Annotated in this window: 20 protein-coding genes; 17 read left to right on the top strand and 3 right to left on the bottom strand. The window is 28.6% G+C overall.

Features of this window, described 5'->3' with window-relative positions; translation table 4 throughout:
* Nucleotides 1–5: 5 nt before the first annotated feature.
* The 16 genes from HLA87_RS03350 (at nucleotide 6) to HLA87_RS03285 (ending at nucleotide 17864) form a co-directional block, all read left to right on the top strand.
* Nucleotides 6–347 (top strand): thioredoxin domain-containing protein, encoded by a 342-nt coding sequence (locus HLA87_RS03350; protein WP_171111935.1) that lies wholly within the window; start codon nucleotides 6–8, stop codon nucleotides 345–347.
* A complete protein-coding gene (locus HLA87_RS03345; RefSeq protein ID WP_171111933.1) occupies nucleotides 347–2056 on the top strand; it encodes a GIY-YIG nuclease family protein in 1710 nt (569 codons plus the stop codon). The genes HLA87_RS03350 and HLA87_RS03345 overlap by 1 nt, the downstream gene beginning before the upstream one ends.
* Before the next feature lie 9 nt (nucleotides 2057–2065).
* Entirely contained in the window at nucleotides 2066–2818 is a 753-nt protein-coding gene (locus HLA87_RS03340; RefSeq protein ID WP_171111931.1) for a hypothetical protein, read from the top strand.
* Nucleotides 2819–3593: 775 nt separating this feature from the next.
* Nucleotides 3594–3899, top strand: a complete 306-nt coding sequence (locus HLA87_RS03335) for a hypothetical protein (RefSeq protein ID WP_171111929.1) — start codon at nucleotides 3594–3596, stop codon at nucleotides 3897–3899.
* A gap of 480 nt (nucleotides 3900–4379) precedes the next feature.
* Nucleotides 4380–5315, top strand: coding sequence for an ATP-binding protein (locus HLA87_RS03330; RefSeq protein WP_272869872.1), 936 nt, complete (start codon nucleotides 4380–4382; stop codon nucleotides 5313–5315).
* 149 nt (nucleotides 5316–5464) lie between these two features.
* Nucleotides 5465–5626 carry a hypothetical protein gene (locus HLA87_RS03585; RefSeq protein ID WP_212752331.1) on the top strand — a complete coding sequence of 54 codons (162 nt, stop codon included), beginning with the start codon at nucleotides 5465–5467 and terminating at the stop codon, nucleotides 5624–5626.
* Nucleotides 5627–5749: 123 nt separating this feature from the next.
* A complete protein-coding gene (locus HLA87_RS03580; protein WP_212752330.1) occupies nucleotides 5750–5962 on the top strand; it encodes a hypothetical protein in 213 nt (70 codons plus the stop codon).
* Between the two features lie 315 nt (nucleotides 5963–6277).
* A complete protein-coding gene (locus tag HLA87_RS03630; protein ID WP_216547031.1) occupies nucleotides 6278–6655 on the top strand; it encodes a type III restriction endonuclease subunit M in 378 nt (125 codons plus the stop codon).
* Nucleotides 6547–7890, top strand: a complete 1344-nt coding sequence (locus HLA87_RS03320; RefSeq protein ID WP_336508869.1) for a site-specific DNA-methyltransferase — start codon at nucleotides 6547–6549, stop codon at nucleotides 7888–7890. Before HLA87_RS03630 ends, HLA87_RS03320 begins: the two co-directional genes overlap by 109 nt.
* The gene (locus HLA87_RS03315) at nucleotides 7871–10372 is read left to right on the top strand and encodes a DEAD/DEAH box helicase family protein (RefSeq protein WP_171111927.1); all 2502 of its coding nucleotides are present in this window, start codon (nucleotides 7871–7873) and stop codon (nucleotides 10370–10372) included. The genes HLA87_RS03320 and HLA87_RS03315 overlap by 20 nt, the downstream gene beginning before the upstream one ends.
* A 157-nt stretch (nucleotides 10373–10529) precedes the next feature.
* The gene (locus HLA87_RS03310) at nucleotides 10530–10742 is read left to right on the top strand and encodes a hypothetical protein (protein WP_171111925.1); all 213 of its coding nucleotides are present in this window, start codon (nucleotides 10530–10532) and stop codon (nucleotides 10740–10742) included.
* Nucleotides 10743–10994: 252 nt separating this feature from the next.
* Entirely contained in the window at nucleotides 10995–11591 is a 597-nt protein-coding gene (locus HLA87_RS03305) for a type IV toxin-antitoxin system AbiEi family antitoxin domain-containing protein (protein WP_171111923.1), read from the top strand.
* Nucleotides 11585–12424: a nucleotidyl transferase AbiEii/AbiGii toxin family protein gene (locus tag HLA87_RS03300; RefSeq protein WP_171111921.1), complete on the top strand. Its 840-nt coding sequence runs from the start codon at nucleotides 11585–11587 to the stop codon at nucleotides 12422–12424. Before HLA87_RS03305 ends, HLA87_RS03300 begins: the two co-directional genes overlap by 7 nt.
* Nucleotides 12425–13689: 1265 nt before the next feature.
* On the top strand, nucleotides 13690–14037 hold the full coding sequence (locus HLA87_RS03625; RefSeq protein WP_171111919.1) for a type III restriction endonuclease subunit M: 348 nt from the start codon (nucleotides 13690–13692) through the stop codon (nucleotides 14035–14037).
* A 25-nt stretch (nucleotides 14038–14062) separates the two neighbouring features.
* Nucleotides 14063–15382 (top strand): site-specific DNA-methyltransferase, encoded by a 1320-nt coding sequence (locus HLA87_RS03290; protein WP_336508868.1) that lies wholly within the window; start codon nucleotides 14063–14065, stop codon nucleotides 15380–15382.
* Nucleotides 15363–17864 (top strand): DEAD/DEAH box helicase family protein, encoded by a 2502-nt coding sequence (locus tag HLA87_RS03285; protein ID WP_171111914.1) that lies wholly within the window; start codon nucleotides 15363–15365, stop codon nucleotides 17862–17864. The genes HLA87_RS03290 and HLA87_RS03285 overlap by 20 nt, the downstream gene beginning before the upstream one ends.
* Nucleotides 17865–17999: 135 nt before the next feature.
* Here the strand turns inward: HLA87_RS03285 and HLA87_RS03280 are convergent, their stop codons facing one another.
* The 3 genes from HLA87_RS03280 to aspS are packed head-to-tail and all read right to left on the bottom strand — an operon-like array spanning nucleotide 18000 to nucleotide 21434.
* On the bottom strand, nucleotides 18000–18689 hold the full coding sequence (locus HLA87_RS03280) for a hypothetical protein (RefSeq protein WP_171111912.1): 690 nt from the start codon (nucleotides 18687–18689) through the stop codon (nucleotides 18000–18002).
* Nucleotides 18690–18736: 47 nt separating this feature from the next.
* Nucleotides 18737–19687: a prolyl aminopeptidase gene (gene pip / locus HLA87_RS03275; protein WP_171111910.1), complete on the bottom strand. Its 951-nt coding sequence runs from the start codon at nucleotides 19685–19687 to the stop codon at nucleotides 18737–18739.
* A gap of 34 nt (nucleotides 19688–19721) precedes the next feature.
* Entirely contained in the window at nucleotides 19722–21434 is a 1713-nt protein-coding gene (aspS, locus tag HLA87_RS03270) for an aspartate--tRNA ligase (protein ID WP_171111906.1), read from the bottom strand.
* Nucleotides 21435–21850: 416 nt separating this feature from the next.
* Here aspS and tuf point away from each other — a divergent pair, with 416 nt between their 5' ends.
* Nucleotides 21851–23041 (top strand): elongation factor Tu, encoded by a 1191-nt coding sequence (gene tuf, locus HLA87_RS03265; RefSeq protein ID WP_171111904.1) that lies wholly within the window; start codon nucleotides 21851–21853, stop codon nucleotides 23039–23041.
* Nucleotides 23042–23108 lie beyond the last annotated feature (67 nt).

Raw genomic sequence — 23108 nt, 5'->3', positions numbered from 1 at the left:
ATAACATGAAAATAACACCATGAGAAGATGCATTAAAGTTAATAACAAACAAGGAAAACACTAACGTCACTTTCTTTGTTATTTTTACACGCCATCAGGATTGAAATTGTATGGTTATGTCCGAAGAATATAAAATAGTTAGAAAGCATTTTCAAAACGAAAAATCAGTGCAATTTTTACATGTAGATATCGATGAATCAAAATTATTAACCGAAATAAATAGCCCATTCCGTGTGTTACAGGTCCCAACATTCTTAATAATATTTAATAATAAGGTCAAAAGGTCGGGTAGTGGATATTATCCGAGAGAAATAATGATTGATTTTATAGAAGAAAACTTAGACTAATGACAGAATATTTAAAAAACCGTTTATCAAATGTGCCTAAAGCAGCCGGAATTTATTTATGAAAAGACAAGGATAATCAAATTATTTATGTGGGCAAGGCTAAAAATTTGAATAGAAGAATGCATCAGTACTTTGAAGGTGCAATTAATTCATACAAAACTAATGCTTTAGTTGAACGCATTAGTGATTTTGATTTATTTATTTGTCGAAATGATAAGGAAGCCTTATTACTTGAAAAACAGTATATAGAAAAATATAATCCTGAATATAATATCCTTCTACTCGATGATAAAAGATACCCTTATATTAAAATTGAATTGAAACCTCATGACTTGGATATATCTATAGTTCGCAAGATTAAAAAGAAAGAAAATTCTAACCTTATTTATTTCGGTCCATTTCCCCAGGGATATGGTGCGGGCGTAATTCTTAAATTACTTCAAAGAGAAGCTTTTTTTGAAAACGGTTTACGAATTCAAACTAAAGATATTGAATTCTGAAAACAAAAATTCAATCATATTAAATCAATCATTACTTTTCAACAGAAATATATTGCGCAGTTAAAAGAAAAAATGTTTACTGCAAGCGCCAATCTTCAATTTGAAATAGCTTTAGATATTAAAAACTCTTTACAATATTTAGACAAAATCGGGCAGGATCAAATTATTGAATTAAAAAATTTTCAAAACATTGATGTCTTCTGTTACAAAATAATTCAAGACACACTATACGCAACAATATTATTTTATAGACATGGAAATTTAATTGGAAAAGACAATATTGTTATAGATATGTATATTGATGAATTCGAAACATTGTCAAATTTTTTCAGAAAATATTATTTGAATAAACACGTTCCAGAATCTATTGTGGTCAATCCCGAATTGGAGCAGTTTAATCTAGAGAATGAGTGTTCGTTGAATTTTACATATCCAAAAATTGGCAACTACAAAAAAATACTGAATATAGCTCAGTTAAACTTAGACGAATTTTGTGCTAATCAAAACAAATATTTTATCAACGCCGAGAAAAAAGCATTTAACATGCTTAAATTACTATCTAAATATACAGATGACCAAATTCCACACAACATTGTTGCATTCGATAATTCAAACTTTGCCAATACTAATCCTGTCGGAGTTGCTGTTGTTTACACAAATGGACTTAAAAATAAATTCTACTATCGAAAATTCAACCACACAGAAATTTCGAGTCGTCAAGCTGATGTAGAATACATGAAATTAAGTGTCCATAAATATTTTCAAGACTTAAAGAATAATGTATTGCCTGATTTAGTAATTGTTGATGGTGGGTTAGCTCAAATTCACGAAGCAAAAAAAATTCTATTTGATATGAATCTAAATATTAACGTGATTGGATTAGTCAAAAACGATTATCACAGAACATCAAAATTAATTGATTTACAAGAACAAATAAGATCAATCCAACCACTAGATTTGAAAAATTTCTTAACGGAAATTCAAGTCGAAGTTGATAGATTCGCTAAATCCCATCACAGAAAAAGAGCAAAAATTTCATCTTTAGAAGGTAAATTACAGAGAATTAAAGGTTTGGGGCCAAATTATGAAAATAAATTGTTAAAATATTTTAAGACATATAACAATATTTATAATGCGCCTATTGAGGAACTGGAAAAAGTTGTTCCCAAAAATATTGCATTAAAAATATTTAACAAAGAATATTTATAAGGAGACAACATGCCAATTAATTTTTTCTCATTCGAAGTTTCATCATATTTGAACCTTTTTTTAATTGCATTAGTCATTTGACCGATAATTTACCAGTTAATTTTATGGCGTTTTTTCTTGAAAAAATTTTCTTTTTTCAAGAAAAACGAACTAATTACTCACTCATTAAGAAAATCTAAAATTAAAAATTTAATTCATTACGCGATAGTGGGTGTTGTTGGTCTGGCAGCTACATCAATACTTTATTTAATCGGATCGTTATTTCTAGAATCTGAAGAATTTTGAATCAAAAATAAAATGAGCGTTATAGCTGCAATAATATTTACGGCTGCAACATCAATTATTGGTTTAGTAACAATGGGAATTTTAATTTCACAAATGAAAATTAATCACAAAATTGATTGAAATAGTATTAAAAATATATCAATTGAAAAGGATTTAAATTTCAATAATTCAGATTTCCAAATTAGATGATTAGATCCAATAACAAAACAATATGAGGAAGCGAATCAGAAAGTTTTGAATGTCGAATGAAAAAAAGATTTTAATTTTTATCATTCAATGAGTATCAAGAAAAATATCTCCTTCAATGTTTTGAATCATTATTTGGCTAAAGCCGATTGCTTTTATTTCTACGGAATAAATGCACCCGAAAAAAATATCGAGTTTATTTGTTCGGCTGTTGTTAACCAGTTAATTCAAGAAGGCCTTTATGAAAATCTAGATTCTGCTATTGATGACCTTTCAAAAAAAATATATTAAATATCTTAGGTGTGCCTAAGGTCCTCAATTTAAAGTTCAAGCGTACACAAAAAGATAAATTTGGTTGTGTGTAGCTTGAACTTTTTAATATAAAACGAACCCTACAAACAATGAAAAAAGCACATGTGTATTATTATCTAATCAATAGATAAAAACATTTTAAATAAAAAAGTTTGCATATTTAAATTCATTTAAACCGCGTATCAGAGTTAACTAACAATATCTGGGTGGCTAGATAACTTGAAATACTTTTGTTTTTTAATATAATTGATTTGCAAAAAAAAGAAAGCACATAAAAGGGGGGGAAATGTATGAAATTTTATACACATCATTATACATATCAATGTTTATTATATATATAGTCGTACCCATTATTGTTCTGCTGTTTAATTCAATAATTCTCAATACGCTGCATAAAAGCACTTATTTAAAATCGCGAAAAAATAGAATGAAATTTTATCTATCTTTTTCGACAATTTGATTCGTCTGGATGCTTATACTATTTATAATAAGTTTAACCTATACAATACAAAAGTTCAGTTTCTATTCGGATTTTAAAATTTGGAAATCAGATATTTACAATTGATTAAAAAAATTTGACATTTTTTTAGATTTGGTAAATATATTTAGTTTTATAGGATTTATAATAATCATTCCCTTATTTATTTTTAATATCTTATATTGAGCAAAATTAAAAAACAAAAGACTATTATATTTTGAATATAAAGAACTAATTAATTTTAACGATGAAGAATATAATATTGATTTTCTTAAAATGAATGTAAAAATAACCAGAAGAAAAAGAATTGTTACAACAACACAAGAAACATTGGAGAAATTAAAAAGAATACCTAAAATATTGCCAAGAAAATTGTTAATTATGGATATAGTGTTTTGTTGTATTGGTTATTCTCTTTCATATACAGATGAAGATTTCGAATCAGATGAAATTCAGTTTCAATTTATGATGATGAATTATATTAAACAGCTTAAAATGAATTTTGGTTTTTCTGATGATGAGATTGAAAAAGCATACTATAAATTTATGATAAAAGATAAAAATAAAAAAGATGCAAAATAACGAATATACTCTATTAACAGAGTAATTCGTTATTTTTTAATCCAATAAATAGCCAAAATTCAATGATTATTAAATTAATAACAGTCTAACTAGCTGAATATTAAATATTTTTTGGCTCTACTTAATGGTAGGTGTTTTTTTTATGCCAAAATCCAAAGAAAGGAGAGCTTATAGCTAACAGAATTAAAGGCATTACGGTTGAAATTGGTGGGGATACTACTGGTCTTTATAAAGTCTTAAAAGGCGTTAACTCATCAATAAGACAAACTCAGACCACTCTTATTCCTACTTAGGTATGTAGAACTATGGATATCAATAAAGGAATTGAATTTGGTAACGATAAGTATGGTGCTAGATATATGGACAGAAAAAGCAATGATGGAGTAAAATAAAGCAAAGTTGCAGGTCAAGCTGAATTTGATAAGTTAAGCATGCATTTTAATAAAAGTAGTAAATACGCATTTATTTTAAAAGTAATCATTGAAAATTCCGAATGTAGATGTATATATTACGGGCAGTAATTCAAAGATGATTTCATCAGATGTACTAACGCAGTTTAGAGATCGTGGCGATGAAATAAGAGTATATCCATTTTCGTTTGCAGAATTTTATTCATGTTATGAAGGAGACAAGGGAAAGGCTTTTGCTGAATTCTGCCTGTACGGTGGAATGCCAATGTCTGCGCAACTTAAAAGTCATGAAAAAAAGAGCGAGTATTTGAAGAATGTTTTTACAAGTACTTATATTAAAGATGTAATGGAGCGCAATAAAGTTCTTAAAGATGCATCTATAATGGATGATTTGTTAGATATTATATCTTCATCTATTGGTTCTTTATCAAATCCGACTAAACTGGCTAATACTTTCATGTCAGAGAAGAATATAAAGATATCACCGTTTACGGTAAGCAATTACTTGGACTACTTTATAGATGCTTTTTTAATTGAAAAGGCCAGAAGATATGATGTAAAAGGGAGAAAATATATATCAGCCCCGTATAAATACTATTTTTCAGATATTGGACTTAGAAATGCAAGGTTGAATTTCAGACAGAATGAGCAGTCACATATTATGGAGAATATAATATATAATGAACTTCGCATGAGGGGGTTAAATGTAGATGTTGGTGTTGTGGAATATAACTATAAAGATGAGAATAGAAAAACGATTAGAAAAAATTTAGAAGTAGACTTTATTATCAATAGAGGAAGTAATAGATATTATATTCAATCGGCGCTTAATGTTGATACAAGAGAAAAACAAATACAAGAAACGGAATCCTTAAGAAGAACAGGAGATTCATTTAAGAAAGTTGTTATAGTTAGAAACAACATAGTGCCTAGATTTGATAACGATGGAATTTTATATATTGGAGTAGAGGATTTTCTCTTGGATGAAACAGCACTGGATTTATAGAAATAGCATCGTTAGATTTAATAAAAATGCATATTTACTCGATGATTTTAAATAAATAACAGTCTAACTAGCTGAATATTAAATATTTTTCGGCACTTACTTAATAGTAGGTGCTTTTTTCATGCCAATTTTAGGAAGGAGGTGGACAAGTGGCAAACAGAATAAAAGGTATTACCGTTGAGATTGGTGGAGATACAACAGGTCTTGATAAAGCCTTAAAAAGCGTTAACTCTTCAATAAGACAAACGCGGGCTTCTCTTCGTGATGTTAATCATCTGCTTAAGCTCGATCCTAGAAATAGTGAACTTTAGGTACAAAAGCAAAAACTACTGCAAAATGACTAAAAGGAACTAAGGAAAAACTAGAAACCTTAAAAGAAGCAGATAAACAAGCAAAAATACAACTTGAAAAAGGAGAGCTAGGTCAAGATAAATATGATGCTCTTCAAAGAGATAGTAGAAGCTAAGAACAAACTAAAAGAGCTTGAAAAAGAAGCAAGTGTTGCAAGTAGTTCATTAACTAAAATATCTGATACCGGAGCTAAACTTAAGACTGTTGGAAAAGGCATAGAGTCGGCCGGTAAAAAGATGTTTGATTCATCTGAAGGAGTTTTAGTTGTTGGCGGTGGATCAGCAAAATGAGTATAGACTTTAAAAATGCAATGGCAAAAACAAATGCCAAAGGCGATACACAAAAATTCAACTTAAAACATTAGAAAATCAGATAATAGCTTTATCTAATCAAACAGGTATTAGTTCTAGCGGATGGTGTTTCTTCCGATTTTTTTGTGATCTTGCATTTTTTTATTCACCCATAGATTTTCCTATAGTTCTATTTTTTATATATTCATTTATTTCACCTTGCATTTATTGTCGCTAATTAAAATATATTCCCAAAGTGCACTCATTTTAATATAATTTTAATTAGCTAAAAAATAGCTGATGTATTAATAAGGAGAAAATATGAACAAAGAATTAATCTTAAATGATTATATTAATAAAATAAATGAAATATCAAAACACGATATTAATCAAGACCAAAAAGATCTAATAATTAATATCTTAAAAAGAACAGATGAAAAAGATTTACAAGATGTATATCAATTTTTAATTAAAAGAGTAAAAATTGGTTTTGTTTTCGATGAAGCACCAGCTTGCAAAAACACAGCTTTAGCTTTACTTAAAAAAGATAATGAAAAATCGTTTATTAATGATATGTTAAATCACCAAGAATTTGAAAATACTCTAATTATTGGTGAAAACTATGATGCTTTAAAGAATCTATTAGTGATAGAGAGAGAGAGAGAGTCGCTAGCGACACCAATGCATTTTACGATGTAATTTACATCGATCCTCCTTATAATACCGAATCATCTTTAAGCGATGGAAATAGTTTAAAAAATGGCGAAAAAGATGATATCGCAGCTTCAAAATTTATTTATCGTGATAAATTTAGTCGTACTGGTTGACTAAATATGATGAGCGAGCGTTTAAGAATGGCAAAAGACCTATTGAAAGAAGATGGGGTTATTTTTGTATCAATTGATGATACTGAACAAGCCTATTTAAAAGTATTAATGGATGAAATTTTTGGGGAGGAGAATTTTGTTGTAAATCTGATTTGACAAAAAACAACAGCACCTAAAAACAATTCAAAATATTTTAGCATCAATCATGATTATATTTTGCTTTATTCAAAAAATAAAAATAAGTTAAATATTAGTTTGGACGAAAGAACAGAAAAACAGCTAAAAGAATATAAAAACAATGATAATGATTCAAGAGGCCCTTGAACAAGAATTAAATTACGTTCTCCAAAGTATAATAAATCTAATGATTATGAAATTGAATATATGGGAAAAGTTTATAAACAACCCGAAGGCTTTTCGTGAGTCGTTTCTAAAGAAACTATGAAAAAACTAATCGACGAAAATAGGGTTTATTCAGAAGGAAGTATGTTAAGAAAGAAGGCGTTTTTATATGAATCAAAAAATGGTGTAACACCTATCTCAATATTATTAAAAGACAAGGTTGGAATTTCACAATCAGGAACAGAGTTATTAAGAAAAATCATAGGTAATCTCTTTGATTATCCCAAACCTGTATCTTTAATAAAATATTTGATATCAAAAATCCCTAACAAAAACGCCCGTGTTCTTGATTTCTTCGCCGGTTCTGGTACCACAGGTCACGCTGTTATGGAATTAAACAGAGAAGATGGTGGAAATAGAACTTTTACATTAGTTACTAATAATGAAAATAACATAGCATATGATGTAACTTATGAAAGACTTTATAGAATAAATAATGGTAAAGGTACAAAAGAAGAATCATTTAAATGACTAGAAAAGAATAAACCTTATAAGCAAAATCTTAATGTTTTTAACATTGAATATTTTGATACAAAACTTTTCGATGACAATGTTAATAATGAATTAATCAAGCAAACATTAATTGACGAATTACAAGACAATGGAATCACAACATTCACAAAATTTGAAAAGCAACTTTATTTTGACCTAATGTCTTTAAAACCTCTTGATACTGATAAGGAAAATGAAAATGGCGGCAATTAATTTATCGGATGTCCAAGCTAGAGCAGTTAAAGAATTAGTTGAAAAATGTGATTTAAATAATAAATCATCGATTTATTTTAAAGCGCCCACCGGTAGTGGTAAAACATTCATGATTGCTAATGTAATTGATCGATTAATTAAATTACATGGTAATAAGCAAAAATTGTTTTTTATTATTGCTACTTTATCTTCTGGCGAATTGCCTAAGCAAATGGAACAAAATTTAAATGAATACAAACATGTTTTATACTCGATTAGAAATATTGAAAGAATAGAATCGCCTAGTATCAATAAAACTAAAAATAAAGATTATGAACCAAGATTAGTTTTAGAACAAAATAAAGTAATGATTTTTGGGGCTTCAACCTTTGGAAAAGGAAGAATACTTACAGAATATAATTACTTGGAAAACTTTATTGAAGAGATTAAAAATGAAGGCTATAAATTAATCTATATTAGAGATGAATCGCACCACGGGGGTGAGGTTAAAAACAATTTTGTTGATATTGATAGAAATGACTTAAAAAATAAAGATCAACAAAATGAAAAGCATTTTGAAGCCTTGATTCAAAAAGCTGCTCAATATATTATTAAAATGACAGCTACACCGCCGAGAACTCAAAATCAAGTAGTAATAACCGAAAAAGAATTACAAACAGATTCAATTAAATTAATTAAAACAGAAGCAAAAAGAAATGATTTTAAAGTTGATAAATTCTTAGAAGAAATTAGCGACTTTGATTTATTACAAAAAGCATGTGAAAAATTCAAAGAAATCAAAAAAGCATATGGCAATGCTGAGTTAGAACCATCATTAATTAATATTCATCCAGCAATGCTAATTCAAGTAAAAGACAAAACGGAAAAAGACGAAAATTTTGAACAAAACATAAAAGAAATTATCAAAATACTTGAACAAAATAATTTAACTTGGGTTAAATATTTCAGCGGGGATAAAGTAGATCAAAATACCAGTAGTATTAAGGAAGAAGTTTCTCTAAAAAAGATATCTAGAAATAATTCTGGTGTTGATTGCATTATTTTTAAAGTAGGTCCAGCCACTGGTTGAAATATTCCAAGAGCGTGTATGCTCGTTCAATTAAGAAATGTTTCGTCTGAAAACCTAAATATTCAAACATTGGGAAGAATAAAAAGAAATCCTAATCCTAATTATTTTGTTGATAATGATGATCAATTGTTTGAAAATTCAATTGCTAATAAATATTGGTTTTATTCAAACTTTGAAGAAAAGAAAAGAGAATGAAGTTATTATGAATTGCAGGAGAAATGAAAGCAAGATTATAATGGCTTAACTTCATTTTATAAAGGAAGCATAAATAGAAATTTATTAAAAAAGGTATCAAATACTAATGCATATAATGATGAACTTATTGGTGTTTTATCCAAAAAAGAAATCCTTGAAGAATGTAATGCACTTCAACAACATTTTAGGGAATATCATTATTTAGCTCCCAAAGCAGAATTATTGAAAAACGATAAAAATGAAAACTTTAGAAAAATTAATGATCAAGATAAAATAACCAATTCAATTGAATTAGAGTTATATATTGAAAATTTTTTAGATACAAACAAAGCTTATTTTATTGATGCAACAAAATTCAAGATTAATGGGTGAATAAAATCAACATTTTTAGACGACCCAAATAAGCCTGAATATATTTCGGCTAATTTGGTTTGGTTTGTAATTTCGTATCTTTACATTAGTCAAATTAAACAAATTCATAAAGAACAAATGAATAAATACAAAAAAACCGTACAAGAAAAAGAATTTATATTATCTAAACAAAATTCATTACCAGGCAATGAGTATCAATGAATAAATAGTGACTTACATATTGCATTTGACAATGAATTCGATGAAGTGAAATTAAATTACGCATATCAAAATACATATTTTGTTAACGAAAAAGAAAAATATAAACACTATTTAGATAGCCATAATGAAGAAATTATTTTAAACGCATTAAAAAATGTGTTTAAAGAAAAATACAAGAATGATGCTGAAGATTTTTATAATAAAGTAAAAATTTGAACTAAAAACCCAACCTTACACGGCGTAAATTATGAATACTATAGTAAAGATTATGATATTAAAAACTCATTCCCAGATATTGTAATTAAATATGGTAAACATCAAATTATTATTGAAGTTAAAGACGCCACTAAAGACTATGATAAAGAGAAGACTAAAAAAATTATAGAAGCATATCGTGCTTATATTGATGACCAATTGGATAATAGTTTTATTTTATCGCCTTTGACTTTGTTGGTCTGCAAAGTTAAAAAAGAAGATTCTCAAAGCAAAAAAAGCGGAAAAATGGAAATAACTTTTGAAGGTGCAAGCACAAATGAGTTATTCAATGACAAAATTAATGATGGCACATTTGACAAAAAAGGACTTGCTATAGAAAATCTTTTTAAGGATATGTTTGATGTCATTGATAAATTAGATAATAATTAGTTTTTAAGAATTAACTAAAATAGCAAAAATTAACATTAACTATAAAGGTGGACAACAAAAATTAACATTGCAAAGTGTTAATTTTTCGTACACAACCATTAGTGGTGGGATACCCCACCAAAAATTAAAAAATAAAAACTGAAAAGGATTATTGAATATGTCAAGACATTTAAAAATGGAAGAGTTTGATTTCATATTTGAGGTTTACCCAAAATATGGAAAGTCAGAAGCTATAAAAGCATTTTGAAATATTTCTCCAAAAACAAAGTTTGTTAAGAGAAAACATCTCGCAAGGAAAATTGCAAAAATAATTAAATATTATAATTTAGGAATGAAAGAAAAATTATTAACCAAAAAAAGGCAAAGATAGAAAAACGGGCTCAGAAATACCTAGAAAAGAACCAAATTTTGATTGAGATATTTTTGATAGAAATGATCTAATTGAGATAGCAAAAAGATATTATGAAATAACTAATGAAAAACCTAAGAAAGATAAGAAAGAAGAAGCTAAAAATTTTTGACAAGTTCTAATAAGTTGTTCCTGCAAAAAAGTTTCATACTAAAACTTTTATTTCACGCTCCTTTATGTTAGAATATAGAGCGTGAAAGGAAAGTGAATACTGTGAGTTATCAAGATTTATTAATGAAAATAGTTGATGAGAATAATGGTTATTTAGATACTTCACTAGCTCTTAGTAAGGGTGTGTCTTCTACTATTTTAACAACTTTCAAAAGGAAAAATAACCTTGTTCGCATAACGCAGGGTTTATATAAGTTACCAGATGCTTGGGATGACGAGTTATATGTTATTTCTAATTCTAATCCTCGAGCGGTTTTTTCGCATGAAACAGCTCTGTACTTGCATAGTCTGATGGATAGAGAACCTTTGGATATTAGCGTGACAGTAAAAGCAGGATATAATGCTACGCATCTTAGAAAAAAGAATATTCGTGTATATCAGTTAGATGAAGAAAAATATGAACTGGGGCAAAGTGTTATTCAGACAGCTTTTGGCCATGATGTAAAAGTTTATGATTTAGAGCGAAGCGTGTGTGATTTAGTAAGGAATAAGGATAAGACTGATGTTCAGATTTATTCTACTGCATGAAAGAATTATTTATCTAGAGCAGATAAAAATATTTCCAAACTTATGAGGTATGCTAAAGAGTTTAATATTCAAGATATTGTTAGGGGATATTTGGAGGTGGTTTTGTGATAACGAGTTCAAGACAGTTAAAAGATAAAATAAATAATCTAACTGGTGGGGATAGCAAGAAATCGCAGGTTTATCTTCGGAATTTCTTTATGGAGCGTTTCTTGGAAAGGGTTTCTAGGTCTGATTATAAAAACAATTTTATTGTTAAAGGTGGAATCCTTGTGTCATCACTTGTTGGTCTTGATACGAGGGCAACAATGGATATTGACACCACAGTTAAAAGTCTAACTCTAAGCGAGACGGAAGCTAGAAACATAGTAGAAAATATTATGAGTGCCGATCTTGCTGATGGCGTTACTTTTAAGATGGTTAATAGTGCATTAATTATGGAAGAACATGACTATCCAGGTATTAGATTTAGCATTGATGGGTATTTTGAGAAAATTAGACAAGCAATAAAAATAGATTTATCAACGGGAGACGCTATTACACCAAGAGCAATAGAATACAAATATTTCCTAATGTTTGAAGATAGATATATCTCATTACTCACATATAACATAGAGACCTTGTTAGCAGAAAAATTAGAAACCATGATAGCGAGATCAACAGCTAATACTAGAATGAGAGATTTCTACGATATTTTTCTAATAACAGGGGGAAACGACTATTCAATTGAGGTATTGCATGAAGCAGTTATAAAAACAGCCACTAAAAGAGGAACGCTAGATGTGTTGAAGGATTATAAACAGATTTTAGTAGATGTTAAAGAAAGTGAAATCATGCGAAAAGCATGGACTAACTTCGAAAAACAATCATTTTTTGTTAAGGATACAAATTGGGATAAAGTGATTGATTCTTGTATTAATCTTGCTGATGAAGTTTTTAATAATTAGATAAGTTGTTCATAGTTTTAATATTAATAAATGCAAATTAAGAAGAATGTATTCGAAAATCAGGAATGTCAAATAAGAAAGAATTATCAACAACAAAGTTGTATTATGCATTTCCGATTATAATCATAGGATGTAAAGATGCAAATTTAGATATAATATCACTAAATTATCTTCATCATATAGTTTGGGAGATATGTTAGTAATAGCAACTGTTGATGTAAGCAATTTAGCTAATAATATAAAAAAGAAATGGAATTTAGCGTAAATATTTCAAGCAAATACACGATGAAAGAAATAGAAGGTACAGGATTTTTTAGTGGTATAGATAAACTTTGAAAGTTAAATCTCGAATATATAATTGTTAAAACTATAGATGCATCGCTTATAGATAAGTGCGCTATAAATATAGAGTGTAAAGTGTAAAAAATATTGGAAATTGATGGATATTTAACCATAATTTTTAAAATCACAAGAAGATTAGTAAGCGGTAGCTTGCTTAACAATGATTTAAGCTTTAGTAATGAAAAGTTTAATCCTGTGTTTTTTGTCGAGATAAACAAAAAAGAGTTTACCGTTATTTAGATGAAAATATTAATGAATTTGGCGAATTTTAAGAATAATAAGCAATTTAACTAAAACAAACTTAAGACATTTACATTTTGTAGGTGCTTTTTTATGCCTAGTCAAATTATGGTTGGACATTTTTTTATGCCCATTTTTTAGGAAAGTTGGAAGTTTGTGGCAAGTAGAATTAAAGGTATTACGGTTGAAATTGGTTGACATACTGCTGGTCTTGATAAGGCACTTAGAAGTCTTAATTCAACAAAAAAACAAGACCACTTTTTTTGTAATCTTGCGTTTTTTTATATTAAAAAGTGTTTTTTCAATTTTATTAATCAGTTATTTATATCTAATAGAAAGTAATTTTTGGAATTTTATTAAAAAGTAAAAAGTTTTTAGTAATTCAGATTTTGATTTTGTTTGTGCCTCTTAATTCATTGTTTACGTTGTTTTGTATGAATTAATTCAAAATTAAACATATACAAAATTTTAAAATTCCTTTAACTCACATTTTTTTATATCTAATGCTACTAAAATGGTTTGTAAATAAATATTTAGCATTTTGTATCTTTAAATTATTTTATATAGTCATTTATTTCACCTTGCATTTATCGTCGCTAATTAAAATATATTCCCAAAGCGCACTCATTTTAATATAATTTTAATTAGCTAAAAAATAGCTGATGTATTAATAAGGAGAAAATATGAACAAAGAATTAATCTTAAATGATTATATTAATAAAATAAATGAAATATCAAAACACGATATTAATCAAGACCAAAAAGATCTAATAATTAATATCTTAAAAAGAACAGATGAAAAAGATTTACAAGATGTATATCAATTTTTAATTAAAAGAGTAAAAATTGGTTTTGTTTTCGATGAAGCACCAGCTTGCAAAAACACAGCTTTAGCTTTACTTAAAAAAGATAATGAAAAATCATTTATTAATGATATGTTAAATCACCAAGAATTTGAAAATACTCTAATTATTGGTGAAAACTATGATGCTTTAAAGAATCTATTAGTGATAGAGAGAGAGAGTCGCTAGCGACACCAATGCATTTTACGATGTAATTTACATCGATCCTCCTTATAATACCGAATCATCTTTAAGCGATGGAAATAGTTTAAAAAATGGCGAAAAAGATGATATCGCAGCTTCAAAATTTATTTATCGTGATAAATTTAGTCGTACTGGTTGACTAAATATGATGAGCGAGCGTTTAAGAATGGCAAAAGACCTATTGAAAGAAGATGGGGTTATTTTTGTATCAATTGATGATACTGAACAAGCCTATTTAAAAGTATTAATGGACGAAATTTTTGGGGAGGAGAATTTTGTTTCAAGTATTGTTTGAAAAAAACATAATTCTCAAAATGACGCAGTTTATATTGAAAGTAATCATGAATATATTATTTGTTTCTCAAAGAATAAAAGCCAAACCAAATTAATTAAAAACAAAATAGATAATAAATCAGGAAAAAGTTTCTCTCTATTACTGGGTAATACTGAAGGCGGAAGACTTAACAATAGGTATAAAATGGGTTACACTGTTTATTGAAATAAATCCACAGGTGATTTAATACCATTGCATGATTACGATTTAGAAAAAGCAAAAACTTCAAATGATATTAATATTTATAAGGACAATAAAGAACTATTGCAACAAGGTTACACAATTATTAGACCTCCTAAAACCGGCAATTATATTTTACGTTGAAAGTGAAATATAGACAATTTCTTGCGTAACAAAGAGAAAGTCGTGGTTAAAACAAAAAAAGATGGAACTTATACACTTCATTATCTTGATGAGAGGAATTTTAAATTTGTTGGAAATAAATCAATTATTGAAAACATTTCTTCTTCATTAGGCTCGAGAATAAACAGAGAAGTTGAAATAAATTTTACCAATCCAAAGCCAATAGAATTAATTAAGCACATATTGAAGATGTTTAATAACAATTCACGCGTCCTTGATTTCTTCGCTGGTTCTGGTACCACAGGTCACGCTGTTATGGAATTAAACAGAGAAGATGGTGGAAATAGAACTTTTACATTAGTTACTAATAATGAAAATAACATAGCATATGATGTAACTTATGAAAGACTTTATAGAATAAATAATGGTAAAGGTACAAAAGAAGAATCATTTAAATGACTAGAAAAGAATAAACCTTATAAGCAAAATCTTAATGTTTTTAACATTGAATATTTTGATACAAAACTTTTCGATGACAATGTTAATAATGAATTAATCAAGCAAACATTAATTGACGAATTACAAGACAATGGAATCACAACATTTACAAAATTTGAAAAGCAACTTTATTTTGACCTAATGTCTTTAAAACCTCTTGATACTGATAAGGAAAATGAAAATGGCGGCAATTAATTTATCGGATGTCCAAGCTAGAGCAGTTAAAGAATTAGTTGAAAAATGTGATTTAAATAATAAATCATCGATTTATTTTAAAGCGCCCACCGGTAGTGGTAAAACATTCATGATTGCTAATGTAATTGATCGATTAATTAAATTACATGGTAATAAGCAAAAATTGTTTTTTATTATTGCAACTTTATCTTCTGGCGAATTACCTAAGCAAATGGAACAAAATTTAAATGAATACAAACATGCTTTATACTCGATTAGAAATATTGAAAGAATAGAATCGCCTAGTATCAATAAAACTAAAAATAAAGATTATGAACCAAGATTAGTTTTAGAACAAAATAAAGTAATGATTTTTGGGGCTTCAACCTTCGGAAAAGGAAGAATCCTTACAGAATATAATTACTTGGAAAACTTTATTGAAGAGATTAAAAATGAAGGCTATAAATTAATCTATATAAGAGATGAATCGCACCACGGGGGTGAGGTTAAAAACAATTTTGTTGATATTGATAGAAATGACTTAAAAAATAAAGATCAACAAAATGAAAAGCATTTTGAAGCCTTGATTCAAAAAGCTGCTCAATATATTATTAAGATGACAGCTACACCGCCGAGAACTCAAAATCAAGTAGTAATAACCGAAAAGGAATTACAAACAGATTCAATTAAATTAATTAAAACAGAAGCAAAAAGAAATGATTTTAAAGTTGATAAATTTTTAGAAGAAATTAGCGACTTTGATTTATTGCAAAAAGCATGTGAAAAATTCAAAGAAATCAAAAAAGCATATGGTAATGCTGAGTTAGAACCATCATTAATTAATATTCATCCAGCAATGCTAATTCAAGTAAAAGATAAAACGGAAAAAGATGAAAATTTTGAACAAAACATAAAAGAAATTATCAAAATACTTGAACAAAATAATTTAACTTGGGTTAAATATTTCAGTGGGGATAAAGTAGATCAAAATACCAGTAGTATTAAGGAAGAAGTTTCTCTAAAAAAGATATCTAAAAATAATTCTGGTGTTGATTGCATTATTTTTAAAGTAGGTCCAGCCACTGGTTGAAATATTCCAAGAGCGTGTATGCTCGTTCAATTAAGAAATGTTTCGTCTGAAAACCTAAATATTCAAACATTGGGAAGAATAAAAAGAAATCCTAATCCTAATTATTTTGTTGATAATGATGATCAATTGTTTGAAAATTCAATTGCTAATAAATATTGGTTTTATTCAAACTTTGAAGAAAAGAAAAGAGAATGAAGTTATTATGAATTGCAGGAGAAATGAAAGCAAGATTATAATGGCTTAACTTCATTTTATAAAGGAAGCATAAATAGAAATTTATTAAAAAAGGTATCAAATACTAATGCATATAATGATGAACTTATTGGTGTTTTATCCAAAAAAGAAATCCTTGAAGAATGTAATGCACTTCAACAACATTTTAGGGAATATCATTATTTAGCTCCCAAAGCGGAATTATTGAAAAACGATAAAAATGAAAACTTTAGAAAAATTAATGATCAAGATAAAATAACCAATTCAATTGAATTAGAGTTATATATTGAAAATTTTTTAGATACAAACAAAGCTTATTTTATTGATGCAACAAAATTCAAGATTAATGGTTGAATAAAATCAACATTTTTAGACGACCCAAATAAGCCTGAATATATTTCGGCTAATTTGGTTTGGTTTGTAATTTCGTATCTTTACATTAGTCAAATTAAACAAATTCATAAAGAACAAATGAATAAATACAAAAAAACCGTACAAGAAAAAGAATTTATATTATCTAAACAAAATTCATTACCAGGCAATGAGTATCAATGAATAAATAGTGACTTACATATTGCTTTTGACAATGAATTCGATGAAGTGAAATTAAATTACGCATATCAAAATACATATTTTGTTAACGAAAAAGAAAAATATAAACACTATTTAGATAGCCATAATGAAGAAATTATTTTAAACGCATTAAAAAATGTGTTTAAAGAAAAATACAAGAATGATGCTGAAGATTTTTATAATAAAGTAAAAATTTGAACTAAAAACCCAACCTTACACGGCGTAAATTATGAATACTATAGTAAAGATTATGATATTAAAAACTCATTCCCAGATATTGTAATTAAATATGGTAAACATCAAATTATTATTGAAGTTAAAGACGCCACTAAAGACTATGATAAAGAGAAGACTAAAAAAATTATAGAAGCATATCGTGCTTATATTGATGACCAATTGGATAATAGTTTTATTTTATCGCCTTTGACTTTGTTGGTCTGCAAAGTTAAAAAAGAAGATTCTCAAAGCAAAAAAAGCGGAAAAATGGAAATAACTTTTGAAGGTGCAAGCACAAATGAGTTATTCAATGACAAAATTAATGATGGCACATTTGACAAAAAAGGACTTGCTATAGAAAATCTTTTTAAGGATATGTTTGATGTCATTGATAAATTAGATAATAATTAGTTTTTAAGAATTAATTAAAATAGCAAAAATTAAGATCAACTAAAATCACTCCGATACAAAGCAAATTAAAATACCAAGTGCATTCGGGATGCGCTTGGTATTTATTTCAGGAAATCATAGACTCGTCTAAGATTTTTAAATGTGACATTTTGTTTTTTTATGGCTTTTTCTAATTAGAGCTACTTCACCATATAAGTCAAAGTCCTCATTAGTTCAGTCTATTTCTGCAGAAGATTCAGTATCAACAGCATCAGAAACAATTGTTAGAATATGTCTATCTGAAAAAGCTCCAAATATTTCCATCAATACTTGTGTTGTGCGTGTGATGGCATCAAGGTATTCTTGATATCTAGATTGTTCTAATGCTTCCAACATTAAAATATTTCTTTTTGAATTAAATTTTTGGTTATTATCAGCGTTGAAAACTAATGATTCTTTTTTTCCATTTATTGCATAAATTAACTCGTTGTTTACAAAGTCAATATCAACTGGTCCAAATTTGTTATCAATCTGTAGCATATTATATGTAAAACCTGTTATAACGCTCATCATATTTAAAACATTTTGCATTGGATCGCTAGTTTCAAATGAACTAATGCCATTTTTAATGATGTTTTTTAATGATGTTGTAACTTTTCTATCGTCGAATGGTTTTAGAAATAGCTCTAACTGACTTGAATTTTGCAATGCCTCAATAGCTTGTTGTTTTAATTCTTGGTATGCCAATTCGTTAATTACGCTGTTATTTAAATCAAACAATCTAAATGCTGTAATAACTACTCATGGTTGCTTTTTAAGCAATCTTCTTAATAAGGTAATAGTCATTTTTGCCTCCTTTAAATATGTTTTTATTATACAAAGACAACAATGCATTAGCGAATAAAACTTTTAGTTATTTCAACTAATTTCTTAGATATTTTTCACTCGCGTTGTGTGTGAGCGGTTTTAGACAAAATGAATAAATGCGCATTATTCAATTCCTTAGCAAGTTCATATGCCCCTGAAGGTCTACAATCCAAATCATAAACACCATGGACTATATATGTTTCAATGTCTTTGATGCGCTCAACATTGTTTAGAATATAATTTTCAGGCATAAAACCTTTGTTAAAAAAATAGTAGTTTTCTAAAAATGATATTTCTTTAGTTTCCTTTAAATTGTTCTCACCATCAAAAGCAATTTCGTTAACACTAATTAAACACGTTTCTCAACGCGACCATTCAATAAATGCTTGATTTCTTATTTTTTCATTATCAGAATTCATTCTGTAATAGTATGCGTCTACAATATTATTTTTTTCTTGTGCAGTTAGAAAATGAGTATATTGGTCAAATTCGCGTGGTTTAAAATAACTTGCGCCTTCTTGGAATAGCCATTTTATATCACTTTCTCTGTTTAGATAAATACCTCTGAGAACCATTTTGCTAACATTTTGTGGATATTTTATTGCATAGCATAAACTCAAGGTAGTGCCTCATGAGCCGCCGAATAGAATTCATTGCTCTATCCCAAGCAATTTACGAATGTTCTCCATATCTTCAACCAAAAAGTCGGTTGTGTTATTTACCGTTGAAATTGATGGAGTTGATAATCCACAACCTCTTTGATCAATTAAAATGATTTTATAAAATTTTGGATCGAAGTATCTACGACAAACAGGGCTTGTTCCACCCCCTGGTCCTCCGTGGACATACACTATAGCAACACCATTCGGATTGCCACTAACTTCATAATAAATTTTATGATTTGAATCAGGAGCTGCGTAAAAACCTTTATGAAAGGGTTCTGTTTCCGGATATAAATATTTTAAATAAGTTTTCATAAACTAAATTTTACATAAAAAACTAGCATTACTGCTAGTTATTATTATTTTTAACTTGAATAAACAGTTCATTAAGTTGTTTTTCATCAACTGTATTAGGCGCTTGGGTAAATACATCCTGTGCTTTAGCATTTTTAGGGAATGCAATAACATCACGAATACTTTTTTCATGAGCTAAAATCATAACCAATCTATCAATACCTAAGCCAATACCACAATGAGGCGGAACCCCGAATTTGAATGAGTTCATGAATCATCCAAATTTTGATTGTTGTTGTTGTTCGTTCATACCGATTAAACTAAACATTTTTTCCTGTGTTTTTTTATCAAAAATTCTTGCCGATCCCGATCCTAATTCAAATCCATTTAATACCAAATCATAACTTTTAGCCATTACTTTTTCTAATGGAAGCTTATCTAATTCTTCAAGTTCATGGTCAAATTGAGTAAATGGGTGATGTGCTGCTTGTCATGAATTATTTTCTTCATCATATTCAAACATAGGTCAATCAGTAATTCATGATAAATGATATTCATCAGGGTTTGCATATTGGAACATTTCGTTTAATTCGACTCTAACAGCCCCAAGTGCTTTTGAAGCATTTTCGTATGTATTAGCAACAATAAAGTATGTTCCATCAGTATTTTGACGAGATTCAATTAATTTATAAGCTGATTCGCTAACTTTATTTGCGAAATTAGTATGTATAATTTTCCCGTCTTCGACAACAAAATAAAAAAGAATATTAGCTTTATTTTTTAATGCAATTTCTGAAAGAGATTTAAAGTCTTTTTTACTGATTTTCGTGTTAACGAAAAGCAAACGTTTAGAAGGTGCATCTTTAATAATGTTAAAATAAGTATCTTTACAAAAATCATTGATATCTTCAATTTTATAACCATATCTCAAATCCGGCTTATCAGTTCCGTAATCTCTTATCGCATCAAAGTATTTAACTCTAACTAAAGGTGTTTTTAGATTTAACCCCAATTGTTTAAAAATGTGAATGAATAATTCTTCAATATATTTTTGGAAATCCTCCACATTCATAAACGAAGCTTCGATGTCAAGTTGAGTAAACTCAGGTTGACGGTCTTTACGGCCATCTTCATCTCTAAAACAACGAGCAAATTGATAATATCTTTCAAAACCAGAAATCATTAAAACTTGCTTGAATAACTGAGGGCTTTGTGGCAATGCTCAAAATTTATCAGCTTCTCTTGTTGGTACTAGGAAATCACGAGCACCCTCGGGTGTTGATCTTGCAAGCATTGGTGTTTCAATATCGATGAAATTATGTTTGTGCATAAATTCACGAACTGCAAACATCAAATTATTTTTCATAATAATATTATTTTGCATTTTAGGTCTACGTAAATCTAAGTAACGATATTTTAATCTCAAATCTTCCTTAACATCGATATCATCTCTAACAGCAAAGGGTAATTCTTCTACTGATTCTGAAAAAATATTAAAACTTTCGACAACTACTTCGATTTCGCCTGTTTTTAATTCTTTGTTTACGCTTTTACGTTGAACAACCTTACCTGAAACTTCTATAATACTTTCTTTAGTGATATTTAAATCTTGATTAAATACACATTGAGTAATTCCACTGCGATCACGTAAATCAATAAATGTTAATTCACCAAAACGTCTTTTATTCGCGACTCATCCGTGCAAAACTACGTCTTGTCCAATGTTTTTAGCGCTTAAATCATTATTATTAATATATTTTGTTTTCATAATTAGCTCCTATTTTGATTATTAAATTATATACGTATTTAGGTATAACCAAATTTATTCATTTAATTTATTTTATCTAAATTTTATCATATGTTTTTTGTGAAAAATTTCACATTAACAACAAATCTTTCCAATATTTTGGAATTAAAAATAGCAGTGATTTGTTTTTTTACATTGCTAAATTTGATTAGAAATCAAAGATTAATCGAGTTTAAAAAAATACAAATGAATTCAACTTGTTACTTATTATTAATATTAATTGGAAATAATTAATTTTTGTAATTGTTAATCTTTGGTAAAATGATAATGCTATTTTATTATTACATTAAATAGGCATGGATAGGATGCGGATGAAAGGCCGCACTTAGGTGGTTTAGCGCTAAACAATTTAATATTTATGAAAGGAAATAAATAACATGGCAAAAATTGATTTTAACCGTGATAAAGAACACGTAAATATCGGTACCATTGGTCACGTTGACCACGGTAAAACTACTTTAACCGCTGCTATTGCTTCTACATTAGCTAAAAAAGGTCTAGCTGAGGCTCGTGATTACGCTTCAATTGACAACGCACCTGAAGAAAAAGCACGTGGTATAACAATTAACACATCACACATTGAATACCAAACAGAAAAACGTCACTATGCACACGTTGACTGTCCAGGTCACGCTGACTACATCAAAAACATGATTACCGGTGCTGCACAAATGGATGGGGCAATCTTAGTTGTTGCTGCTACTGACGGGGCTATGCCTCAAACACGTGAACACATTTTACTATCTAAACAAGTTGGTGTTCCACGTATGGTCGTATTCCTAAACAAAGTTGACATGCTATCAGCAGATGAAGCTGAAATGGTTGACTTAGTTGAAATGGAAGTTCGTGAACTACTTTCAAAATACGGTTTTGACGGAGACAACACACCATTCGTACGTGGTTCAGCTGCTAAAGCTCTAGAAGGAAATGCAGAATACGAAGCTAAAATTTTAGAACTAATGGATGCAGTTGACTCATGAATTGAAACTCCTGTTAAAGAATTTGACAAACCATTCTTAATGGCTGTTGAAGACGTATTCACAATCTCGGGTCGTGGTACAGTCGCTACAGGACGTGTTGAACGTGGAAGATTAAACCTTAACGAAGAAGTTGAAATTGTTGGTCTAAGACCTACAAAGAAAACTGTTGTTACAGGTATGGAAATGTTCAGAAAGAACCTAAAAGAAGTTCAAGCTGGAGATAACGCAGGTCTATTACTACGTGGAGTTGAAAGATCATCAATCGAACGTGGACAAGTTCTTGCTAAACCAGGATCAATCGTTCCTCACACAGAATTTACAGCACAAATTTACGTTCTAACTAAAGATGAAGGTGGACGTCACACTCCATTCTTCAAGAACTACAAACCTCAATTCTACTTCCGTACAACAGACGTTACAGGTGGAGTTGAATTTGAAGCTGGACGTGAAATGGTTACACCAGGTGAAAACGTTGAACTAACTGTTAAATTAATCTCACCAATCGCTGTTGAAGAAGGTACAAAATTCTCAATTCGTGAAGGTGGACACACTGTAGGTTACGGTAACGTTACAAAAATTATTAAATAATTTAAAAATTATTTTGAGATGGGGAAACCCATCTTTTTTTATACTTTCAGATAATTAAAAATTATTA

Origin of the sequence: Mycoplasma miroungigenitalium (assembly GCF_013008635.1) — a bacterium.
GTDB lineage: Bacteria > Bacillota_I > Bacilli_A > Mycoplasmatales > Metamycoplasmataceae > Mycoplasmopsis > Mycoplasmopsis miroungigenitalium.
The sequence above is the reverse complement of the archived record's forward strand: the minus strand, read 5'-3'. Positions and strand labels throughout refer to the sequence as shown.